This window comes from Paenibacillus athensensis, from assembly GCF_004514475.2.
GTDB classification, from domain to species: Bacteria; Bacillota; Bacilli; order Paenibacillales; family NBRC-103111; genus Paenibacillus_AL; species Paenibacillus_AL athensensis.
In genome coordinates, this window is sequence record NZ_MYFO02000010.1 from 17205 (window position 1) to 37862 (window position 20658).

Below are 20658 nucleotides of genomic sequence, written 5' to 3' on the forward strand. Positions count from 1 at the left end.
AGTGTGGGGATAAGGCTTATGATGAACCCGATTATGAATGTGGAAAACGATCTGTTGTCCCTGTTCCAGTACTTTCGCGGCAGGGAATATGTCGGCAACCGCTTTGACAGCAGTCCAAGGCCGGAACGGTTCAAAAATTACAGCGGTCCTTATGTGCGCTTGAAGACGTCTACGTTCAAGGGCGATCTCGCCCCGCCGCCGCCGCTGACGGGAACGGGGGTTTTGGAGCGAATTTTGCTGCCGTCGTTTGGCGTCACCTCGGTCAAATTTTACGGGCACCAATCGGAAATGCTGTGGTCGTTTCCATCGGCGGGGGGCTGTTACCCGGTGGAGACGTATGTGATTGTACGCTCGTTATCCGGCGTAGCGCCGGGCATCTATTATTATTCGTCGCTGCACACCTCGCTGTATAAAATCGGCCATGAGGACCAACTCGATCAATTGAACGACACGCTGCTGCCGCAGGACCGCGAGGCCGATTTCTATTTCGTGCTGACAGCGATCCCGTGGCGCAGCTGCTGGAAATATTCGTACAAGGGCTACCGGTTCAGCCTCATCGACACCGGGCATGTCATGACCAATTTTCAACTGGTGATCCGGTCGCTTGGCATGACGCACACGGCCTATACAACCTTGCAATCCAGAAAATTAAAAAGCCTGCTCCGGCTTGACGCCAATGAAGAAGCAGTTGCGCTGATTGCTGTCAAGGAATCGATTTCATCGCAAATCGACAGCGCGTCGGAGCACGCCGGAAGCACCATAGGCGCAGCACACGGCGAACCGCCGGAAGGTGCGGCACAATCGGCGGGGATTGCTGTACAACCCGGTGCAGCAGCGACCGGGGCTTCCTTCCCGCAAATCGGCTTGCCCGCAGGCGTTGCGGATCATGCGTTATCGCTGCGCAGCGCGACCTCAGAGCAGCCGGACGCCAATCCGTTTGACTGGTCGCCGGTCGCCGCCTTCCAGAAGAAGGTCAGCGCGACAGTCAGCGAGCCGTCGGCCGCATGGCTGGCCAAGCACGAGCTTCCTGCCGAATGGAACGATTACGCCAAAGTGCTGCAGCTGATTATCGACCGCCGTTCCAGCTCGTGTTATTTGCCGGAGGAGCTGGCATACGCCGACTTTATGCAGATGGTCGAGTTTATCCGCAGCCTGCAATTCCCGCTGTCCTCCGTCTACTTCAGCGTTCATGCCGTTGAGGACCTGGTGCCGGGCGTGTACGTCTACGACAGCGAGCTGCGGTTGATCAAATCCGGAGATTTTCGCGCCGCCTCGACCCGGCTATGTCTCGATCAAGAGTTCGTATTTGAATCGTCCGTGGTGTTTTTCTTTGCAGTGGACGCCTCGCAGGTGTCCGAGGACAACTACTACGTGTACCAGCAGCGGCTCGTCGACGCCGGTATTTTGGGGCAAATGGTCTATCTGAAAGCTCAGGAGCTCGGGCTCGGCTATTCGGCGATTGGCGGTTATTACGATTTTGAAGTGAACGAGACGCTTCAACTTCCGCCTCATTTGCATATTGTGTACGCCGGCACGCTGGGCAAGGATGATCCGGCTTCTGTATCCAAGGTCAAGAAAGATCGTTATATCATCAACAGACCGAAAGAGAATGGCGCGGAGGCAAGCTGTTAAGGTCTCGCCAATCAAGGAGGTTTTTATGGCAAAGGTCATTTATTTCAGTGTAGACCTGCACGGTCACGTGAATCCCACGCTGGGCTTGATGAAGAAATTGGTGGAGCACGGCGAAGAGGTCATTTATTACTCCAGCGACGAGTTCAAGGACAAAATCGAAGAGACCGGCGCGTCTTATCGCAGCTATGAAGGGCTGGTCGGCTTCGGAACCTACGACGGAGGCGGCATTGAAACCTTCCTGGTCACCGCGGATTTCATTCTCAACCGCAGCAAGACGATCGTCGATCACTTCATGGACGATATCCGCGCATTCCAGCCGGATTACATCATCCATGATGCGTTTTGCTACTGGGGACGCGAATTTGCAGCAGCGCTGGGCATTCCCGGCATTACGCTGTTCGACAACTTCGCTTATATCGACGAGATGGCCGACATCGACCCGGCGTATTTCATGGAAAACGTGCTGCGCGCCGCCGACGACCCCATGTATAAAAAGCATAAGGACGGCGGCAAGGTGTACCGCAAGCTGCTGGACCGGCTGTCCAAGGTCGTTTCGATGAAGTACGGCATGAACAATGTCAATGTCATCAACGATATATTTTGCGCCAAGGAAGGGCTGAACATTCTGCTCACCTCCAAAGCGTTCCAGCTTTATCCCGAAGCCTTTAACGACGAATATCATTTCTCCGGCTATTCGATTTATCCGCGCAAGGAAACGGTTGATTTTCCGTTTGAGCTGCTGGACGGACGTCCGCTGCTGTACATTGCCTTTGGCACGATCTTTAACGAATTGGAGGCGCTGTATGCCAAGTGCATGCAGGCGTTCGGCGGCAAGGACATGCAGGTTGTGCTTTCGGTCGGGGGCAAGGTCAAGCTGGATGAACTAGGGCCGATCCCGGACAATTTCATCGTTCGGCCGTACGTACCGCAGCTGGAAATTCTGAAACGCGCCCAAGCGTTTATTACCCACGGCGGAGCCAACAGCATTCACGAAAGCTTGTGTCTCGGCGTCCCCTTGGTGGTCGCACCGCAAAGCTTTGACCAGTTTATGGGGGCAATGGCGGTCCGGCGATCAGGTGCTGGCATTTTTCTGCAAAATCACGAAATTACCGCCGACGATTTGGCCCAGTCGGTGCAGCGCGTGCTTACCGAATCCAGCTTTGTCGAGAATGTGCGTCGGATTCGCGATTCCTTTGCCGAAACCGGGGGATTGGAAGCCACTGTACAGCGGATTTTCGCCTATGTTAAGGAACGAAGCAAGTCCGCAGCCACACCCGAACATATGGAAGCAAGAGGATAGGTTATGATCAGACATCGTATTGTCAAGCTGCTGTTTGCAGTTGTCCTGCTGGCAGCGCTGGGACTTCCCGCTGTCGTTTCGGCGGCTGGGCTGACGCCTGTCGAGCAAGACGACATCGAGGCGTACATTCATAAGTATTTGAAAAAATCCGATATTCCCGGTTTGTCTGTTGTTATGATTAAAGACGGTCAAACGGTATACAAGCAAGGCTTCGGCTACGCCGACAAAGCGTCTGGCCGCAGCGTGACGCCCGATACGCTGTTTGAGCTGGGCTCGACCAGCAAGGCGTTTACAGCGCTTGGCGTGCTGCAGTTGGAGCAAGCGGGCAAGCTTAGCCTGAGCGACCCGGTCAGCAAATATTTGCCGTGGTTTACCGTCACCTACAAGGGACAGCCGACTGCAATCACACTGGAGCAGCTGCTGCATCATACGAGCGGCATTCCGTTCAAATCGATTGGCGAAATCCCTATTGCCGAAGGGGACGGCGCGCTGGAACAAACCGTGCGCACCTTGGTCGGCCAGAAACTCGACTTCTTGCCTGGCGACAAATATTTGTACGCCACGATTAACTACGACGTGCTCGGTCTGATTATTCAGACCGTTACCGGCCAGCCGTATGAAGCGTACATGCAGGCCAATGTGCTCAAGCCCCTGCATATGGACCATACGGTGCTGTTTCGCCAACAGACGGCCGGGCGAGATATGGCTGTCGGCTACAAATTTAATTTCTTGCACGCCGCAGCCTACGATGCGCCGATGTATCGGGGCAATACCCCGGCCGGCTATTACATCACAAACGGCCAGGATATCGAGAAATGGCTGAAGGCGCAGCTGGGACTGGATACCGGCGACCTGGACCGGACGCTGATCGAGAAGTCGCATCTCCCGGACACAACGGTTGCTCCAAGTCCGGATGGCGGCTCGTATGCAGCCGGCTGGGGCGTATTTCAAAGCGGCAGCGGCGAAATTTCCCACGGCGGTAACAATCCGAACTTTTCGTCCTTTCTGGCTTTCCGCCAAGCGGACGGCATGGCTGTCGGCGTGCTGGCCAACCTTAACTCGTCCTATACACAAACGATCGGGCAGGGCATTTTGAACATCATGAAAGGAAAGAAGCTGCCCGATCCCGTCAGCGATATGTATAAAGGCATGGATAACGTCTCATCGGCGATTTTAATTATTACAGCTCCGGTGATCCTGCTGATTGTATGGTTTCTGTTGATTTCCATTCGACAGGCGGCACGGGGGCAGCGAAAATATGCAGGCAGTCCCGGCAAGCTGGCCGGTGGTTTGATGCTTCTTGTTTTGTTCGCAGCGGGCCTTGCCTATTGCTTGTACAGCATTCCCGATGTGCTTTACTACGAGCTGAATTGGGACTTCGTAAGCGTCTGGGCGCCGGCCACGCTGCGTCTGGGCGTCGGCTCGTTGTTTATAGCGAGCATGCTGTTTTCACTTTATTTTCTGTTTACCTGGCTGTATCCGCAAAAAGGCGACAAATCGCTGTTCGCCGTCACCCTGCTGAGCATCGCCAGCGGATTGGGCAACGCGATGATCATTTTTATCGTCAACGAAACGCTGGCCCGCAACCCCGACGACGGCTTCCAGGGCGGTCTGCTGCTTTATTTTATGGTCGGCATCGGCATCTACGTCTTTGGGCAAAAGCTCGTGCGTACGCGCCTGATCCATATCGCCAACGATATGGTCTATAACAAACGGACTGAGCTGATCGACAAAATTTTGAACACCTCGTATCAAAACCTCGAAGAACTGGAATATGGCAAAATTCAGGCGTCGCTCAACAACGATACCGAGACGATCAGTGATTTCTCCAATATCGTGATCACGGGAGCCACCAGTCTGGTTACGCTGATTTGTTGCTTTGTGTACATGGGAATTATCAGCTTCCCGGGGCTTCTTGTCTCCTTGTTCGTCATCGTGCTGGCTGCCGGTCTGCATTTTATAATCGGCCGTCAAGCCAACCGGCTTTGGGAGCAAACACGCGATATTCAAAATATATTTTTCAGATTCATCAATGATCTGATCGGCGGCTTTAAAGAGCTCAGTATGCATCGCGGCAAACGCGGCGATTTTCAACGCGATATGGTGGCAAGCAGCGGGCAATATCGCGAAAAGCGCATTCAAGGGGATTTGAAATTTGCCAATGTCAATGTCATCGGCGAGCTGCTGTTTACGTTCGTCATCGGCGCGGTCGCTTTCCTGTTTCCGGTGTTGTTTGCGGATTTGAAAACGAATGATTTGCGCAGCTATGTGTTTATTCTTCTCTACATGACCGGGCCGGTTCACGGCATTCTAGGCACCATTCCGAACGTCTTCCGCGTGAAAATCAGCTGGGGCAGGCTGACGGAGATGTCGCGTTATCTCGACGCCATTCAGGCGGAGCAGGCAGTCAGTCTGGCAGCGCTGGAAAGCGGCAAGCCGCTGGAGCTGACACTCAAGGACATCGTCTACCAGTATAAAAACAAAGAAGGCGAAAGCTTCTCGGTCGGGCCGATCAGCCATACGTTCCGCTCGGGTGAAATTACGTTTATTACCGGCGGCAACGGCAGCGGCAAATCGACGCTTGCCCGGCTAGCGACCGGCCTGTATACGCCGGACAGCGGCGAGGTGCTGCTGAATGGCGAGCCTGTGCCGCCCGGGCAGATCGGTCAGGCGTACTCGGCGATCTTTGCCGACTTCCACCTGTTCGAGAAGCTCTACGGACTTGAATACGCAGACAAGCAGCAGGAGATGGACGCCTACATGAAGCTGCTGCATCTCACGGACAAGGTACAGATTCGGGACGGCCAGCTCAGCACGATCAAGCTGTCCACAGGTCAGCGCAAGCGACTGGCGCTGATGATCAGCTACCTGGAGGATCGTCCGGTTTATTTGTTCGACGAATGGGCGGCGGATCAGGACCCGGAATTCCGGATGTTTTTCTATAACACGCTGCTGCCGGAGCTGAAGCAGCGCGGCAAATGCGTCATTGCCATCACGCACGACGACCGGTATTTCGGCTTGGCCGATCAGGTGATCAAAATGGAACTGGGCCGCATCGTCAGCAGCGAGCGTCAGCTTGTCCCGGCGCCGTAGGGTAATCCCCATTGCACACTTTCATAAAAATACATGTAGAGGATGGGAACTATGGGAACAGGTCAGAGTAAAAAACTCGATAAAGCGAACGTGGAAGATATCGTCGCCTTGACGCCGACCCAGGAAGGCATGCTGTTTCATTATTTGAGCGGCATGGAGCAAAGCCATTACACGCAGGCGCTGACGCTGACGCTGAGCGGCAAACTGGACGCCGCCGCTTTCCGTCAGGCTTGGCAGTTTGTCGCTGAGTCCAATGAGATGCTGCGCACGGTATTCCGTTGGGAGAAGCTGGAGCATCCGGTGCAGGTTGTTTTGAAAAGCCGGGAGATTCCCATCGACGCATACGATTTCAGCGGCGAAACGCTTGAAGAAGCGCGCCGTCAAAGCGCCGAGCAACGCGAGCGGTTGGCGCAGAGCGGACTCGATTTGCAGGAAGCGCCGCTGCGCGTAACGCTGTGCAGGCTGGACGAGACGCGCAGCGAGATGATCGTGGTCTGGCATCATATTTTATTTGACGGCTGGAGCAACGGTCTGTTGATTCAGGAGGTGCTGCAAGCTTATGGCGCCTTTGCAGCGGGCCAAGCTCCGGTCATGCCGGCAAAAACGAAGTTCCGCGAATTTGTCAAATGGCATAAAAAACAGGACAAGGAGCGCCAAAAGGCGTTCTGGACCGATTACCTGAGCGGGCTGGAGGAATGGACGGCGCTGCCGTACGATGTGGAAGCGGCCAACGATCGCGTAAGGCAGGCGGCTGCGCTGTACAAGGCAGATTTCAGCGCTGAAGAAACAGCGGCAATTACCGCGTTTACCCGGCGCGAGCAGGTGACGCTGGCGTCCTTTCTGTATAGTGTCTGGGGGATGCTGCTGCAAAAATACAGCCAGACCGGCGACGTGCTGTTCGGCACGACCGTATCCGGACGCGTTCCGGAAATTCCCGGTATCGGCGAAATGATCGGACTGTTCATCAATACGATTCCGCTGCGCGTCACGGCGATGGAAGGCGAGTCGGCCCGGGACCTGCTGCGACGGGTGGACATGGGACTAAAGCAGCGTGAGGACTTCGAGAATACGCCGCTGGTCGATATCGGCGCGTGCAGTGGACTCAGCAGTCAGGACCAGATGTTTAATTCGCTGCTGGTGCTGGAAAACTACCCGCTCGATCTCGGCGCTTTGAGCGCAGGGCCGTTGCGAATTGAGCAATTCGTCATGGACGAGTCGACGCATTACAGTCTCACATTGGGCATCAGCACGTTTGCCGAGCATATGGAGCTGGAGTTCTCTTACGATACGGGCCGTTTTACTCCTCAAGCGATTGCGCGCTTCGCCGGTCACTTCCGGCAGCTCGTGCTGCAGGTCGTAGAGCGGCCGGAGCGGCAGGTCAGCGCTCTGGCCATGATTACCGCCGAGGAGACGCGGCAGATTTTGCAGCAGTTCAACGCAGCGGTCAGCCCGGAAGCCGATACCGAGCTGGTGCATCGCGTGTTCGAGCGGCAAGCGGAGCTGAGACCGGAGCACCCGGTCGTGATCAGCGAAGGAATAGCTTCAACATATCGCGAGGTCAATGAACGGGCGAACCGGCTGGCCCGGACGCTGCGCGGCATCGGCATCGGCCCCGATAAGCAGGTAGCGCTGATCCTCGAGCGCTCGGCTGACTTCTTCATCGCCGCGCTTGCTGTGCTCAAGGCCGGCGGCGTGTATATTCCGATTGACCATGAATATGCGGACGGGCGAATCGCGCAAATTTTGCAGGATAGCTCGGCCGGCGTACTGATTACGCGCAAAGGATTTGCACCAAGCGTTGCTTTCAGCGGTTCTGTGCTTTATATGGATGAGCAGCCGTTGACGGAAGGCGATGGCAGTAATCTGCCGCCGATCAATCAGCCCGGCGATCTTGTCTACATCATTTATACGTCGGGCTCTACAGGCAAGCCCAAGGGCGTGATGGTTGAGCACCGGAACCTGCTTGCTTATGTCAAGGGCTTCCAGGGCGTGATCGGGCTGACGCAGGACGATGTCGTGCTGCAGCAGGCATCCTGCGCCTTCGATCATTTTGTCGAAGAAGCGTACCCGATTATGCTGGCAGGCGGAACGATGGTCATTGCCAAGCGGCTGGACGTGCTGGATGTCGCCAAGCTGATGGAGCTGATTGAGCAGACCGGCGTAACGGTCGTTACGGTGCAGCCGCTGCTGCTGAACGAGCTGAACAAGCGTCAGATGGGCCGAATGCCCAAGGTGCATACGTATATCAGCGGCGGCGACGAGCTGAAATACGATTTTATGGCTGAGCTGGCCGTACGCAAAAAGGTATACAACTCCTACGGGCCCACGGAGGGTACCGTATGCGCGACGTACTATCGGGCCGGTGCGGAGCCGATGACGAACATTCCGATTGGCCGGGCGATCGAGGATTACCGGATGTATGTGCTGGATGCCGAGAACAATCTGATGCCGATTGGCATTCCGGGCGAGCTGTGCATTGCGGGCAAAGGGGTGGCTCGCGGTTATTTTGGCAGTGACGAGCTGACGGATGCCAAATTTGTCGCCGACCCGTTTCATCCGGGCTCGCGAATGTACCGGACAGGCGATGTCGGACGCTGGATGCCCAGCGGCGATTTGCAATTTGTCGGCCGGAATGACGAGCAGGTGAAAATTCGCGGCTACCGCGTCGAGCCTGGCGACATTGAACATAAGCTGCGCGCACTTCCGGCTGTGGAAGAAGCGGTTGTACTTGCCGTGGACGATGCCGGCGGCGCGAAATGTCTGGCTGCCTACATCAAGCCGCGCGCCGAGATCAAGGCGCATGAGCTGAAGGCCGAACTGGCCGCCGTGCTGCCGCATTACATGGTGCCGTCGTATTTCTACCGCATCGACGCCGTACCGATGACCAGCAACGCCAAGGTCGACAAGCGCGCGCTGCTCTCTTGCACCGAGCTGCTGGGCGGAGCGCCGGAAAGCGACGGCCTGGCAAGCGACACCGAGGAACGTATCCGCAAGGTTTGGAAGGAAGTGCTCAAGCTGGACAGCATTGGCCTTCACGACAATTTCTTCGACATTGGCGGCAATTCGATCCTGCTGATGCAAATGCACGCCAAGCTGGAAAAGGAATACGCCTGGGGGACGCAGATCGTCGATCTGTTCGCGCATTCCTCCATCGCGCGACTGGCCCGGCTGATCGATCAGCGCGGACACGTATTGGACGATACGGCTATGGGCGGCTATGTGACACTGCCTGCGGACTTTTTTGAGCGCCAGCCGCAGGCCAGCGGGGCCGGTATGTTCCGGTTTCAGCTGCCGGGCACGATGCAGGAGCAGCTGCAGCAGATCGCAACCGAAAGCGGATTGGTGTTGTACGACGTCCTGCTGGCAATGTACCATTACTTGTTTACAGAAATTAGCGGCAGCAAGCTGGCCGTTGTTCAGGCGCTTGGCGCCGACGGAGAAACGGTGATTCCGGTAGCTGTCGATTTGGCGGCGCTGCGTGATTTTCAGGAGCTGTTTACTGCGGTAGCCAGCCGCCGGACGGCAACAGGAGAAGCCGGCTATAAGCTGACGGAAGCTGCGGATGCGCGGTTGACGAAGGAGGCGCGGGAGGTAGCGCCGTTCATGTGCATGGACGCCGGCGTTTCGCTGGACGCCCGCTTGCTTGAGGCGTTTGATATCGCACTGATCATCGAGGAAGCGTGCGGAGAGCCGCTGGCCTTTACCTGCAAGTTTAACGACAAACGGTTGAAACGGGACAAGCTCAGCCAATTGTTCAAAGCTTATATTGACTTGCTTCGCCAGTTGGCCAAGAGCCGTGTGTATTCCTGATAGCGGGAGGCATTGCGACTGCAGCTGACAAGCCGGCCATGTATGCAAGGAGCGTTATGAGAAATGAGCTGTGGCTTCGCCGGCCAGACCGGGCCGCAGGACGCTGGCAGACAAATGGTCATCTATGGAGCGGATTCTGATAAGCAGATCCGCGGAGGGAGGTCTGGCTTTGCCGGAGGTAGCATTCAGTCTATTCTTTTTTTCCTCGGACAGTGAACACAATATGAACGATAAATACAGCGCCTTGCTGGATATTGCTGAATTTGCCGATGCGCGCGGGTTTGCGGCGATTTGGACGCCCGAGCGCCATTTTCATCGCTTTGGCGGACTGTTTCCGAATCCGGCCGTGCTGAGCGCTGCCATTGCCGCGCGGACGAAGCGGATACGCATCCGGGCCGGCAGTGTGCAGGTGCCGCTGCATCATCCGATCCGCATTGCCGAGGATTGGGCGATCGTGGACAACGTGTCCGGCGGCAGAGTCGACATCGCGTTCACGTCCGGCTGGCATCCGCGGGATTATGTGTTTGCGCCCGAGCTATTCCCGCGCCGCCGCGAGCTGTTGTTCGAGCGGGTCGATATGCTGCGTCGGCTCTGGCGCGGGGAGCAGCTCCCGTTCACGTCGGGCTTCGGGGAAACGGTCGCCGGCGCGCTGTATCCGGCCCCGATTCAGCCGGAGCTGCCGGTCTGGATCACGACGTCGCGCACGCTGGATACGTGGAAGCGAGCCGGTGCGATCGGAGCTAATATTTTAACTGCCTTGTATGCCATTGACCGGGATACGCTGGCAGCCAATATCGTTGCCTATCGCGAGGCGCGCCGGGAGCATGGTCATAGGGGGCCGGGCACGGTCAGCGTCATGCTGCACACCTTTGTCGGTGAAGATGCCGATCAGGTTCGGGAGACGGTACGTCAGCCGTTGATCGATTATATTTTGCAGCATACCGAGCTCTATGACCTGAATGAAATTGCCGTGCGGATGAAGCTGGACCCCGGTCAACTGACGGAGAAACACCGGCGCATGCTGGCCAAGCTGGCAGCAGACCGCTATTTTCAGACCAGCTCGTTGATTGGAACTCCGGATTCGTGCAGAGAGATGATCGATTCGCTGGCGGACATCGGAGTAAATGAAATCGCGTGTTTGATTGATTTTGGCATCCGGCATGAGGATGTGCTCACCAGTTTGACACTGCTGGATCAGCTGCAATTGCAGTACGTGTAGCAAGCCGGTGGACAAGCGGCAGCCCGCTCTTATCAGTTGCCGGCGGCGGACGGGCATCGGCTGGATACGGCCAGCGAAAGGAGAGAGGAGCATTGGAAAATCTGGTAGTTGTGTTTCCGGGACAAGGTTCGCAATACGTGGGGATGGGGAAGGAGCTGAATGACGGATTTTCAACAGCGCGCCGGGTGTTCGAGGAAGCCGAGGAGGCGCTGGGCTACGATTTGCGGGAGCTGATGTTTGCCGGGGATCTGGAGCAGCTGACGCGTACGGAGTATGCGCAGCCTGCGCTGCTTGCAGTCAGCGTCGCTGCGTTTCGCGTATATATGGAGCAGGTTGGCGTGACGCCGGCCTATGGCGCGGGCCACAGCCTGGGCGAGTTTTCTGCGCTTTGCTGCGCCGGGGCCATTGCATTTGCCGATGCGGTGCGCATCGTCAGCCTGCGCGGCAGGTTCATGCAGGAAGCGGCGGCAGAAGGCACGGGAGCGATGTGCGCCGTACTGGGAGCAAGCGGAGAGTCTGTGGCCGCAGCTTGCCAAGCCGCATCGGGCGGCGGGCAGATCGTCGTTATTTCCAACTATAATTCGCCAGGGCAAATTGTGATTTCCGGCCATCGCGAGGTCGTGGACGCTGCTGCCCGGACGCTTGCTGCGCAAGGGGCAAGGACGGTTGCGCTGACAGTTAGCGCTCCGTTTCACAGCCCGCTGATGGCTCCTGCTGCCGGAAAGCTGGAACAGGAGCTGCGCCGTTTGACGTACGGCAAGCTCCAGTGGCCGGTTGTCTCCAATGTGACGGCTCGGCCGTATGCGGATTCGGCCGAGGTAGTTGGGCTGCTGACGCAACAGCTGACGTCGCCGGTGCGCTGGGACGCCTCGATGCATTTTGTGCAGCAGGCCGGCGCGCGCGTAGCAGTCGAGCTTGGGCCGCAGCAGGTGCTGACGAATTTGATGCGGGCCAATGCCAGAGACATCGTCTGCTACCCGTTGGAGAAGCCGGGGCAGCTGGCCGCGATAATCAAGGCGCTTGGCGGGACGGCTGCTGCCGCTGGAGACTTGCCTGTGTTTGCGGAAACTCTGGTTACTGGGAGCGACCGGCAGGTGGCGAAGGAGGAACTCGCCGTCCGCGAAGTCAAAGCCGTCGCGGGAGCTGCGGGGCAGGGAGAGCCAACTGATGCCGAAGCCCGCTTGAATCATGTTGTGACGCGCTGTTTGGCTGCTGCGGTATGTACGCGTAATCGCAATGAAGACGAAGCGGAATACCGCGCGGGCGTCATTGAGCCCTACCGGCGCATTCAAGCGATACAGGAGCAGCTTGATGAAAGCGGCCATGCGCCGGATGAAGCGCAAATGCGCGAGGCGCTGGAGCTGCTGAAACGCATTATGGATACCAAGCGCGTAGCGCTCAAGGAGCAGCGGGAGCGTTTCAAAGAAATTTTGGAGAAAACGGGCACTTATTCGATGTTCTCTTCGTTTTATGCGGACGGTTTATTCGCAACATCCGGAGGTGAGCGGGTTGGACTTTCAATCCATTAAGCTGGGCGGGTTTTCGTTTGGCGACAACAGCGATGACGACGAAGAAATTACGCTCGACGAGGTTGCGGAAAGCGACATTGCCGTTATCGGTATTGCGCTTGACCTGCCTGGCGCCGATACGCCCGAGAGATTCTGGCGGCTGCTCCGCGACGGCTATGACGGCGTAGGCCCGTTGCCGGAAGCTCGAAAGCGCGATACGGATCGTTATTTCGCGGCCGATGGTAGGGACCTGGCGGCAATTTCCTATGGCGATGCAGCGTATTTGGAACGCATCGATACGTTTGATCATGCTTTTTTCAAAATATCTCCGAAGGAAGCGAGCTTGTTCGACCCGAATCAGCGTTTGTTTCTGCAAACGGCTTGGCGGGCAATCGAAGATGCAGGCTACGGCGGCAGCCGGCTGGGGGGGAGCCGGACCGGCGTTTATGTCGGCTATGGCTCGGATTCCGATTATAAAAAAATGATTGCCCGGCTGGAGCCGGAGGCGGTGCCGATGTCGATGCCGGGCAATGTGCGGCCGATTATCGCCAGCCGCTTGTCCTATCTGATGGATTTGAAGGGGCCGAGCCTGCTGGTCGATACGACGTGCTCGTCATCGCTGGTTGCTGTCCATCTGGCCTGCCAGGCGATTCGCGCCGGAGAATGCGAGCAGGCGCTTGCGGGCGGCATTCAAGTGCATATTCTGCCGGTTCGTGAGCTGGAAGTCGGGATCGAATCGTCAACAGCGCGCACGCGCACCTTCGATGACGCCTCCGACGGTACGGGCACCGGCGAAGGCTCGATTGCGATTCTGCTCAAGCCGCTGCATAAGGCCCAGGAGGACCGCGATCCGGTGTATGCGGTGATTAAAGGCAGCGCGGTCAACCAGGACGGCAGCTCGGTGGGCATCACGGCGCCTAACGCTGACGCGCAGGAAGCCGTTATTGTCGAAGCGTGGAAACGCGCGGGAGTCGATCCGCGGACCATCGGCTATATGGAAGCGCATGGAACGGGGACCAGACTGGGGGACCCGATTGAGATCGAAGGGATGCAAAAAGCGTTTCGCCGTTACACGCATGTGCGGCAGTTTTGCGCCGTTGGTTCGGTCAAAAGCAATATCGGCCATCTCGACAATGCTGCGGGCATTGCCGGGCTGGTGAAGGCGATTCTTTCCTTAAAATACAAGGAGCTGTTTCCCACGCTGCATCTAAGCCGGCCCAACCGGAAAATCGGCTTTGAAGATTCGCCGGTGTATATCAACGACCGGCTGCGCGAATGGGAAAGCGCAGAAAGCCACCCGCGACGCTGCGGCGTCAGCTCGTTTGGCATTAGCGGCACGAACTGCCATGTCGTGCTGGAGGAAGCGCCTCCCGCGAAGGCGGCGGACCATGCCGCAGGCGGGACAGGCGGCTTTAGCGTCGCATGGGGCGGGCGGGAAACGCCGGGTATGCTCGGCACCGCTTCCAGGCCGGTTTTGTTCACCCTCTCGGCCAAGACGGAAGCCGCATTAATCCGGCTTGTCGCCGATTATGCGCACATGCTGGAGGAACAAGACGAGCTTGATGCTGCCGATGTCAGCTACACCGTCAATACCGGACGAGGGCATTACGCCCATCGGCTGGCCATAGTGGCGGGGCGGACATGGGAGCTGGCCGAGTCGCTGGGCGCGATTCGCAAAAACGGCTTGAACCGGCAGTTGGATGCGGAAACTTATTATTATGAAGCGATGGAAGCGCAAGGCGAAGAGGAGCTGCGCAGGTTGGGACAGCTGGCGAGCGAAAAGCTGCAGGCGTATTTGAGCGGCGGGCGCGAGGAGACTTCACTGCTGCATGAGCTGTCGCAGTTCTACGTGAAGGGAGCCGAGATCGACTGGGACAAGCTGTATCGGCATGAAAAAAGGCGCAGATTGAATCTGCCGGCGTATCCGTTTGAGGCCCAGCGCTGCTGGCTGCGACTGCCGGAGCTGGCTGCAGCGCAAGTGCCGGAGGACAGCGGGCGCGAGCCGCTGTTCTGGAAGCCGCGTTGGCTGGAGCAGCCGCTGAACGCCACCGCCGGAGACGGGGACGCGAATGCGGCTGCAGGTGCCGCTGCCGGACGCTGCCTGATCGTTGGCGCGGCTGAGGGCCGTGCCGCGGCGCTCGCTGCCGGGCTGCGCGATCTCGGCTGGAGCGTGACGCTGGCGGTGAAGGGCAGCCGCTTTGAGCGGCTGGACGAGCATCGCTACAGCGTCAGCAGCGAAGCGAGCAGGCGCAGGAGTGCGATTGAAGGCGGTCTCAGCAGCGGAGGCGCTGACGAAGGAGCGAGCAGAGAGGCTGACGAAGGCAAAAGCAGAGACTTTGGCGAGAGCAGAGGCTTTGTCGGCAGCGCCAGCGGGAGCAGAAGCGCTGACGAACGCAGCGCTTCTGTCGATACCGAGAGCGAGGACGATTGCGCAGCGCTGCTCGCGGCGCTGGCCGCAGACGGCGGTCCCGCTCTGACGCGGCTCGTGATCGTGGATGAGCCGGAAGCGCAGGCTGGCGAGCTGGCCGGGACGTTGCCGCAGGAGGATGCCGCGGATTTGCCGGAGCAGCTGGAGCGCGAGCTGGAACGCACCGTTTATGGCGCGTTCCGCTGGTTGCGCGCATTGGCCGCCAGCGGCTGGACGCATCGCATCGAGGTCAGCTTGCTCACCGCTTATGCCGACGAAGTAACGGCGGAGCAGCCAGCGGTGCGTCCGGCGGCGGCGGCGCTGGCCGGACTCGGCAAAGCGCTCGGCTGGGAATGCCGCAACGTTCGTGTGCGCTGCATGGACGCAGATGACGCGACCGGAACGGAGGCGCTGCTGGCGGAGCTGCTGTCCGGCAGCACCGAATACAAAAGCGCCTATCGCAGCGGCACGCGCTACGTCGAGCGCATCGATTTGGCCGAGCAGCCGGAAGCGAAAGCGGCGGTGGGCGATGACGACGCGCTGCGCTTGCAGGCTGACGGCGTATACGTCATCACCGGCGGTTTGGGCGGCATTGCGCTCGTGCTGGCGAAGCAGCTGGCCGAGCTGGCGGGCGAACGCGGCTTGCATCTCGCGCTCGTTGGCCGCACGCCGTTCCCGCCGCGCGAGCAATGGGAAGCGCTGGCCGCCGGGAACGGCGCGGATAAACGCAGCCGTCAGGCCGGCGCGCTGCTGGCGCTGGAGCGGCTGGGCGCGCGCATCGGCACCTATGCTGCCGATGTCGCCGACGACGCGCAGATGCGCGAGCTGCTGGGGCAGCTCAAGGCGCGATACGGCGCGGTGCGCGGCATTGTCCATGCAGCCGGCATTGCCGAGGGCAATCTGCTGGCCAGGCTGAGCGAAGCGGAGTTTCGCCGGGTGATGGACGTCAAAGCGCGCGGCGCGTGGCTGCTGGACCGCTTGACGCGCGACGAGCCGGTTGACTTTTTCGTCATGTGTTCGTCGGCAATAACGCTGGTCGGTGGTCTTGGCTCAGGTCCGTACACGGCGGCAAATGCATATCTGGACGGCTTTGCTGCCCAACGCGGCCTCCGCAAGCCGCGAACGCTGGCGATTGACTGGCCGGCGTGGGACAATACCGGGCTGTCCGAGGGCGAGGCGATCGAGGAGCAGAAGGAGCTGCTGCGCGTGCTTCCGGCGGCAGCGGGAGCGCGGGCATTTGCCGCAGCGCTGCAAAGCCGCGACAGCCAGCTGATTGCTGGCCGCTGGAATCCGGAGAGCGCCGCGCTGCAGCTGGGCGAGCTGCTGCCGTTCCGCTTGAGCGAACGGGCGCAGCGGCTGCTGGAAGCGGACAAGCAGGCTGGCAGCGGGCAGCGCGCGGTCCCGGCGCTGTTAGCCGATCGTTCAGCCGCTACCGCGACCACCGCGGCTTTGCCGCAGGTCAAGCTCAAGGGCAAGCAGGATTCGGCGGGCTACACGGTGATCGAGCAGTTTGTTGCCGCTGCGTGGCGCCAGGTGCTCGGTTACGAGGAGCTTGACGTGCATGATAGCTTTTTTGAAATTGGCGGGGATTCCATACTGATTACGAAGGTGCATGCGCTGATTGAAGCGCGTTATCCCGGCAGGATGACGATTGCCGATCTGTTTACGCAACATACGATTGCGAAAATTTCCGCATTTATCCGCGAGCTGGAAAGTCCGCCGGATCACAAGGAGCAGGTGGCATCGACGGCGGCGGATGCCGACCGTTACCGCAGCCGTTTGCTGGAGCTTTTGGGCAAATTGGAGCAGGGCGAATTAAGCGTAGACGAAACGTTAAGCCGATATCAGCAGCTGGAGGTGGCGCATGGATAAGCTGGAAAAGCTCATTTTTGAAAAGGTCGCAGCCGGCAAAATCGATCGCGACACCGCTGCCGACATGCTGATTGCGCTCAAGCAGCCGGGTCGGCGGCGGGCAAAGGATATCGCGGTGATCGGGGTATCGCTGCGCATGCCCCAAGCCGACAGGCTGGAGTCATTTTGGGAGGGCATCCGCAGCCGGCGCGAGCAGATTCGTCCGTATCCTGAGACGCGGCAAAAGGATGTCAAAGGCTTTATTTTGAACTATACGGATTTGCAGGAAGAGCAGGTGCAGTTCAGTCACGGCGGTTTTTTGGACGAGGTGGACGGATTCGACTACGGGTTTTTCAATTTGTCGCCCAAGGAAGCCTCGGTGATGGATCCGAACCAGCGGCTGTTCCTCGAAGCGGCCTGGAGCGCCATCGAAGACGCCGGCTACGGCGGCGGCAAGCTGAGCGGCACGCGGACCGGGGTGTATGTGGGCTATGCGGATTGGCCTGTCTACGGCCAGTATATTTCCAAAATGCTGCCTGAGCTGATCCAGACGGCGGGCGTTGGCAACACGCCTTCGATTATTGCCAGCCGGATTTCGTATCTGCTCGATTTGAAGGGACCGGCGTTTCTTGTCGATACGGCTTGCTCCTCGTCGCTTGTAGCTGTGCATCTGGCTTGCGCAGCGATCAAAAACGGCGAGTGCGACCTTGCGCTGGCCGGAGGCGTCAAGGTATGTCTGATGCCGGTCGACGGGGTGTTCGAAATCGGCATCGAATCGTCGAATCATAAAACGAGCGCCTTTGACGATAGCTCGGACGGCACGGTGTGGGGCGAAGGCACGGTCGCGCTGCTGCTCAAGCCCCTTGAGCGGGCTCTGGCCGATAACGACCAGATTTACGCGGTGCTCAAGGGCAGCGCAATCAATCAGGACGGGGCTTCGGTCGGTATTACCGCGCCCAACGCCGAAGCGCAGGAGCAGGTGCTTGCTCAGGCGTGGGAGGAGGCCGGCATCGCGCCGGAGACGATCACGTATTTCGAAGCGCACGGCACCGGGACCAAGCTTGGCGATCCGATTGAAATCGACGGCATCCAGCGGGCATTTCGCAGATACACGGGCAAAAAGCAGTTCTGCGCCATCGGTTCGGTCAAAACAAACATCGGCCATTTGGATGGCGCGTCCGGCATCGCCGGGCTGGCCAAGGCGATTGCGGCTCTGCGTTACAAGGAGCTGCCGCCGACGATCAACTTTACCCGCCCGAACCGGAAAATCGCCTTTGAAAGCTCGCCGGTTTACGTGAACGACCGGCTGCGCGATTGGGAGCCGGCCACGCTTGTCAGCGGGGAAGCCGCGCCGCGGCGGTGCGGCGTCAGCTCGTTTGGCTTCAGCGGCACAAACGCGCATGTGGTGCTGGAGGAAGCGCCGCTCCGGCCGGATGCAGCCGAGGCAGCGGGTGCGGCAGGTACAGCAGGAGCAGCAGGAGTCGCGGGCCGCGGACCGCACGTGCTGGCGCTATCGGCCAAAACAAAGCCGGCGCTGGAAGCGCTCGTGGATGCGTATCGCGCGTTTTTGCGCGCGGACGCTGCGCCGCGGGCCGTTCAGGACGCGTTTGCGGCGGGCGCTGCCGGGCCGTCGCAAGACGCCGCAGCTTCCGGCGACGATACGAGGCTGCGCGACATTTGCTACACGGCCAATACCGGCCGCGGGCACTATAGCTGGCGCGCAGCGATAGTCGCTGCCGACCGCGCTTCGCTGCTGGCGCGGCTCGACGAGCTCGCTGCCGACGGGCTGGCCGCATCAGCGGCTGCGGTCGCTGCGGCCAGCGCAGAACCGGGCGCAGTCGGCAGCGTCAGCTGCGGCGAGCACCGCGTCGTGACGCTGCGCCGCGAGCAGCGCCAGCCCGGCGAGCTGACGACCGGCGAGATGCGCGAGCTCAGCGAGCAGGCGGCTGAGCTGCTGACCGCCGCGGGCGCCCGCGATGCCGCGCAGCTGGAGCGGCTGTGCCGCTTGTACGTACAGGGCGCCCAGATTGATTGGGAGCTCCTGTACGCCGGCGAGGCGCGCCGTAAAAGGAGCGTCCCGCTGTACCCGTTCCAGCGCACCCGCTGCTGGATCGATGTGGATGCGATTGACGCGGCGCGCGAGCGTGAGCAGGCGGCGTTGGCGCAGGCCGCTGCCGGTCAGGCAGCCGGCGAGACGCCAAGCGCCGCCGGCCCGCAGGCTTTGGCGAGCGCGCCTGCGGTCGCGCTCAAGGGCCGGGCGGATGGGGCATACACGCCGCTGGAGCTTCAGTTGGCCGCCGTCTGGGGCCAACTGCTCGGCCATACGGAAATCGACGTGGACGACGATTTCTTTGAGCTCGGCGGCAACTCGATTCTGGCCATCCGCCTGGAGGTCGATCTGGAGCGGCTTGGCCTCCGGATTTTGTCGGAGGACCTGTACCGCGTCAGATCGCTGCGGGAGCTCGCCAGCCACCTGGCAGGCGAGCCGGATTCCGGCGTTGCGTCGTCATCAGCGTTTGCCGCTGCCGCCGAGCCGCCAGCCGCGGTCGCCCCTGGCGTTGCTCATCCAGCCGCACCTGCGCCCGACATAGCGTCGCCAACTGCGCCAAGCGCTGGGCCGCCAGCCGCGGTCGCCCCTGGCGTTGCCCGGCCAGCCGCACCTGCGCCCGACATAGCGTCGCCAACTGCGCCAAGCGCCGGGCCGCCGGCCGCAGTCGGCCCCGACGTTACCCGACCAGCCGCACCTGCGCCCGACATAGCGTCGCCAACTGCGCCAAGCGCCGGGCCGCCAGCCGCAGTCGGCATAACGCCTGCCGGCACTCGCCTCCGGGTCGTGCTCGACGGGATCGAGCCGTTCAACGACGTTTTTTACCGCAACTGCTTTTATAATTCCATGTTCCCGATTGCGCTGTCTTACGGGGAAAGCATTTTGCCGTTTCTCGTCAACGACCGGATTGTCTATACGCATGCAGAGGGGCGATACAGGATCGACTACGAGTCGCTGCAGCCCATCGAGCGCATCTTTGCCCAAGCGGGGCTCGGCGTGGACACCTTCGCCGATCATGACGGCGTTGTCGAAGCGCTGATTGCCGGTCTGGATGCCGGCCAGCCGGCGATTGTCTGGGTCGATTCCTTTTACGAGTCGATTCGACGGGACGCGTACGGCAAGGAGCATTTTGATCATACGCTGCTCGTGTACGGCTATGACCGGACCGAAAAGCTCTTTTATCTCATCGAACACGATCGCCGGGAAAATTTGTCCTACAAGCCGCTGACGCTGCCGTTTGAGGATATGGCGCTTGCTTGCGCGGGCTTTATGGAGCGGTTCTATAGCGAAGACCAACCGATCGCGCGCTATGCGTTCGAGCACCTGCGTCTGGCGCCCGATCCGGCGCAGCAAAGAGCCGCAGCTTTGCGGAGCTTTGCGCACAACCTGAGCGAAGGACGCGGCCGCCTGACGGCCAGTCTGCATACGCTAAGCGCGTTCATTGAAGATTATCGCCAGGCTACGGCATCCGGCGACTCGCTGCAGCCGTTCACGCAGCCGTTCGTCGATTTTCTGAACGATGTGCTGAACGCCAAGCAAGTAGAACGCTACCGGCTGACGCTGCTGCTTGGCGAAGACAGCGAGCCCGTGCGGGCCCTTCAGGCGCTGACGCAAAAATGGGATTACGTGCGCAAGGGCATGGTCCGCTTTCTATATATGCCGGTGTACAAGCCGGAAACGTTCGCGGCCGGCTACGCCCGACTGAGCGAGCTGCCCGGCGATGAGGAGCGGTTCCATCAGCTCGTGGCAGCCGAGCTCGACAAGCACATCAAGCAACTCACTTACTAACTT

Annotated in this window: 8 protein-coding genes; all 8 read left to right on the forward strand. The window is 59.6% G+C overall.

Annotated elements, in window-relative coordinates:
- Positions 1-18: 18 nt before the first annotated feature.
- The 8 genes from B5M42_RS17395 (at position 19) to B5M42_RS17430 (ending at position 20655) form a co-directional block, all read left to right on the forward strand.
- Positions 19-1632: a SagB family peptide dehydrogenase gene (locus tag B5M42_RS17395; RefSeq protein ID WP_134755179.1), complete on the forward strand. Its 1614-nt coding sequence runs from the start codon at positions 19-21 to the stop codon at positions 1630-1632.
- 25 nt (positions 1633-1657) lie between these two features.
- Positions 1658-2932, forward strand: coding sequence for a macrolide family glycosyltransferase (locus B5M42_RS17400; protein WP_167690120.1), 1275 nt, complete (start codon positions 1658-1660; stop codon positions 2930-2932).
- A gap of 3 nt (positions 2933-2935) precedes the next feature.
- A complete protein-coding gene (locus tag B5M42_RS17405) occupies positions 2936-6025 on the forward strand; it encodes a cyclic peptide export ABC transporter (protein WP_134755175.1) in 3090 nt (1029 codons plus the stop codon).
- Positions 6026-6076: 51 nt separating this feature from the next.
- Positions 6077-9835: a non-ribosomal peptide synthetase gene (locus B5M42_RS17410; protein ID WP_167690117.1), complete on the forward strand. Its 3759-nt coding sequence runs from the start codon at positions 6077-6079 to the stop codon at positions 9833-9835.
- Positions 9836-10004: 169 nt separating this feature from the next.
- Positions 10005-11054, forward strand: a complete 1050-nt coding sequence (locus B5M42_RS17415) for a MupA/Atu3671 family FMN-dependent luciferase-like monooxygenase (RefSeq protein WP_167690115.1) — start codon at positions 10005-10007, stop codon at positions 11052-11054.
- Positions 11055-11146: 92 nt separating this feature from the next.
- The gene (gene fabD / locus B5M42_RS17420) at positions 11147-12583 is read left to right on the forward strand and encodes an ACP S-malonyltransferase (RefSeq protein ID WP_134755169.1); all 1437 of its coding nucleotides are present in this window, start codon (positions 11147-11149) and stop codon (positions 12581-12583) included.
- Positions 12564-16841, forward strand: a complete 4278-nt coding sequence (locus B5M42_RS17425) for a type I polyketide synthase (protein ID WP_167690113.1) — start codon at positions 12564-12566, stop codon at positions 16839-16841. The genes fabD and B5M42_RS17425 overlap by 20 nt, the downstream gene beginning before the upstream one ends.
- Positions 16834-20655, forward strand: a complete 3822-nt coding sequence (locus B5M42_RS17430; protein WP_134755165.1) for a beta-ketoacyl synthase N-terminal-like domain-containing protein — start codon at positions 16834-16836, stop codon at positions 20653-20655. Before B5M42_RS17425 ends, B5M42_RS17430 begins: the two co-directional genes overlap by 8 nt.
- Positions 20656-20658 lie beyond the last annotated feature (3 nt).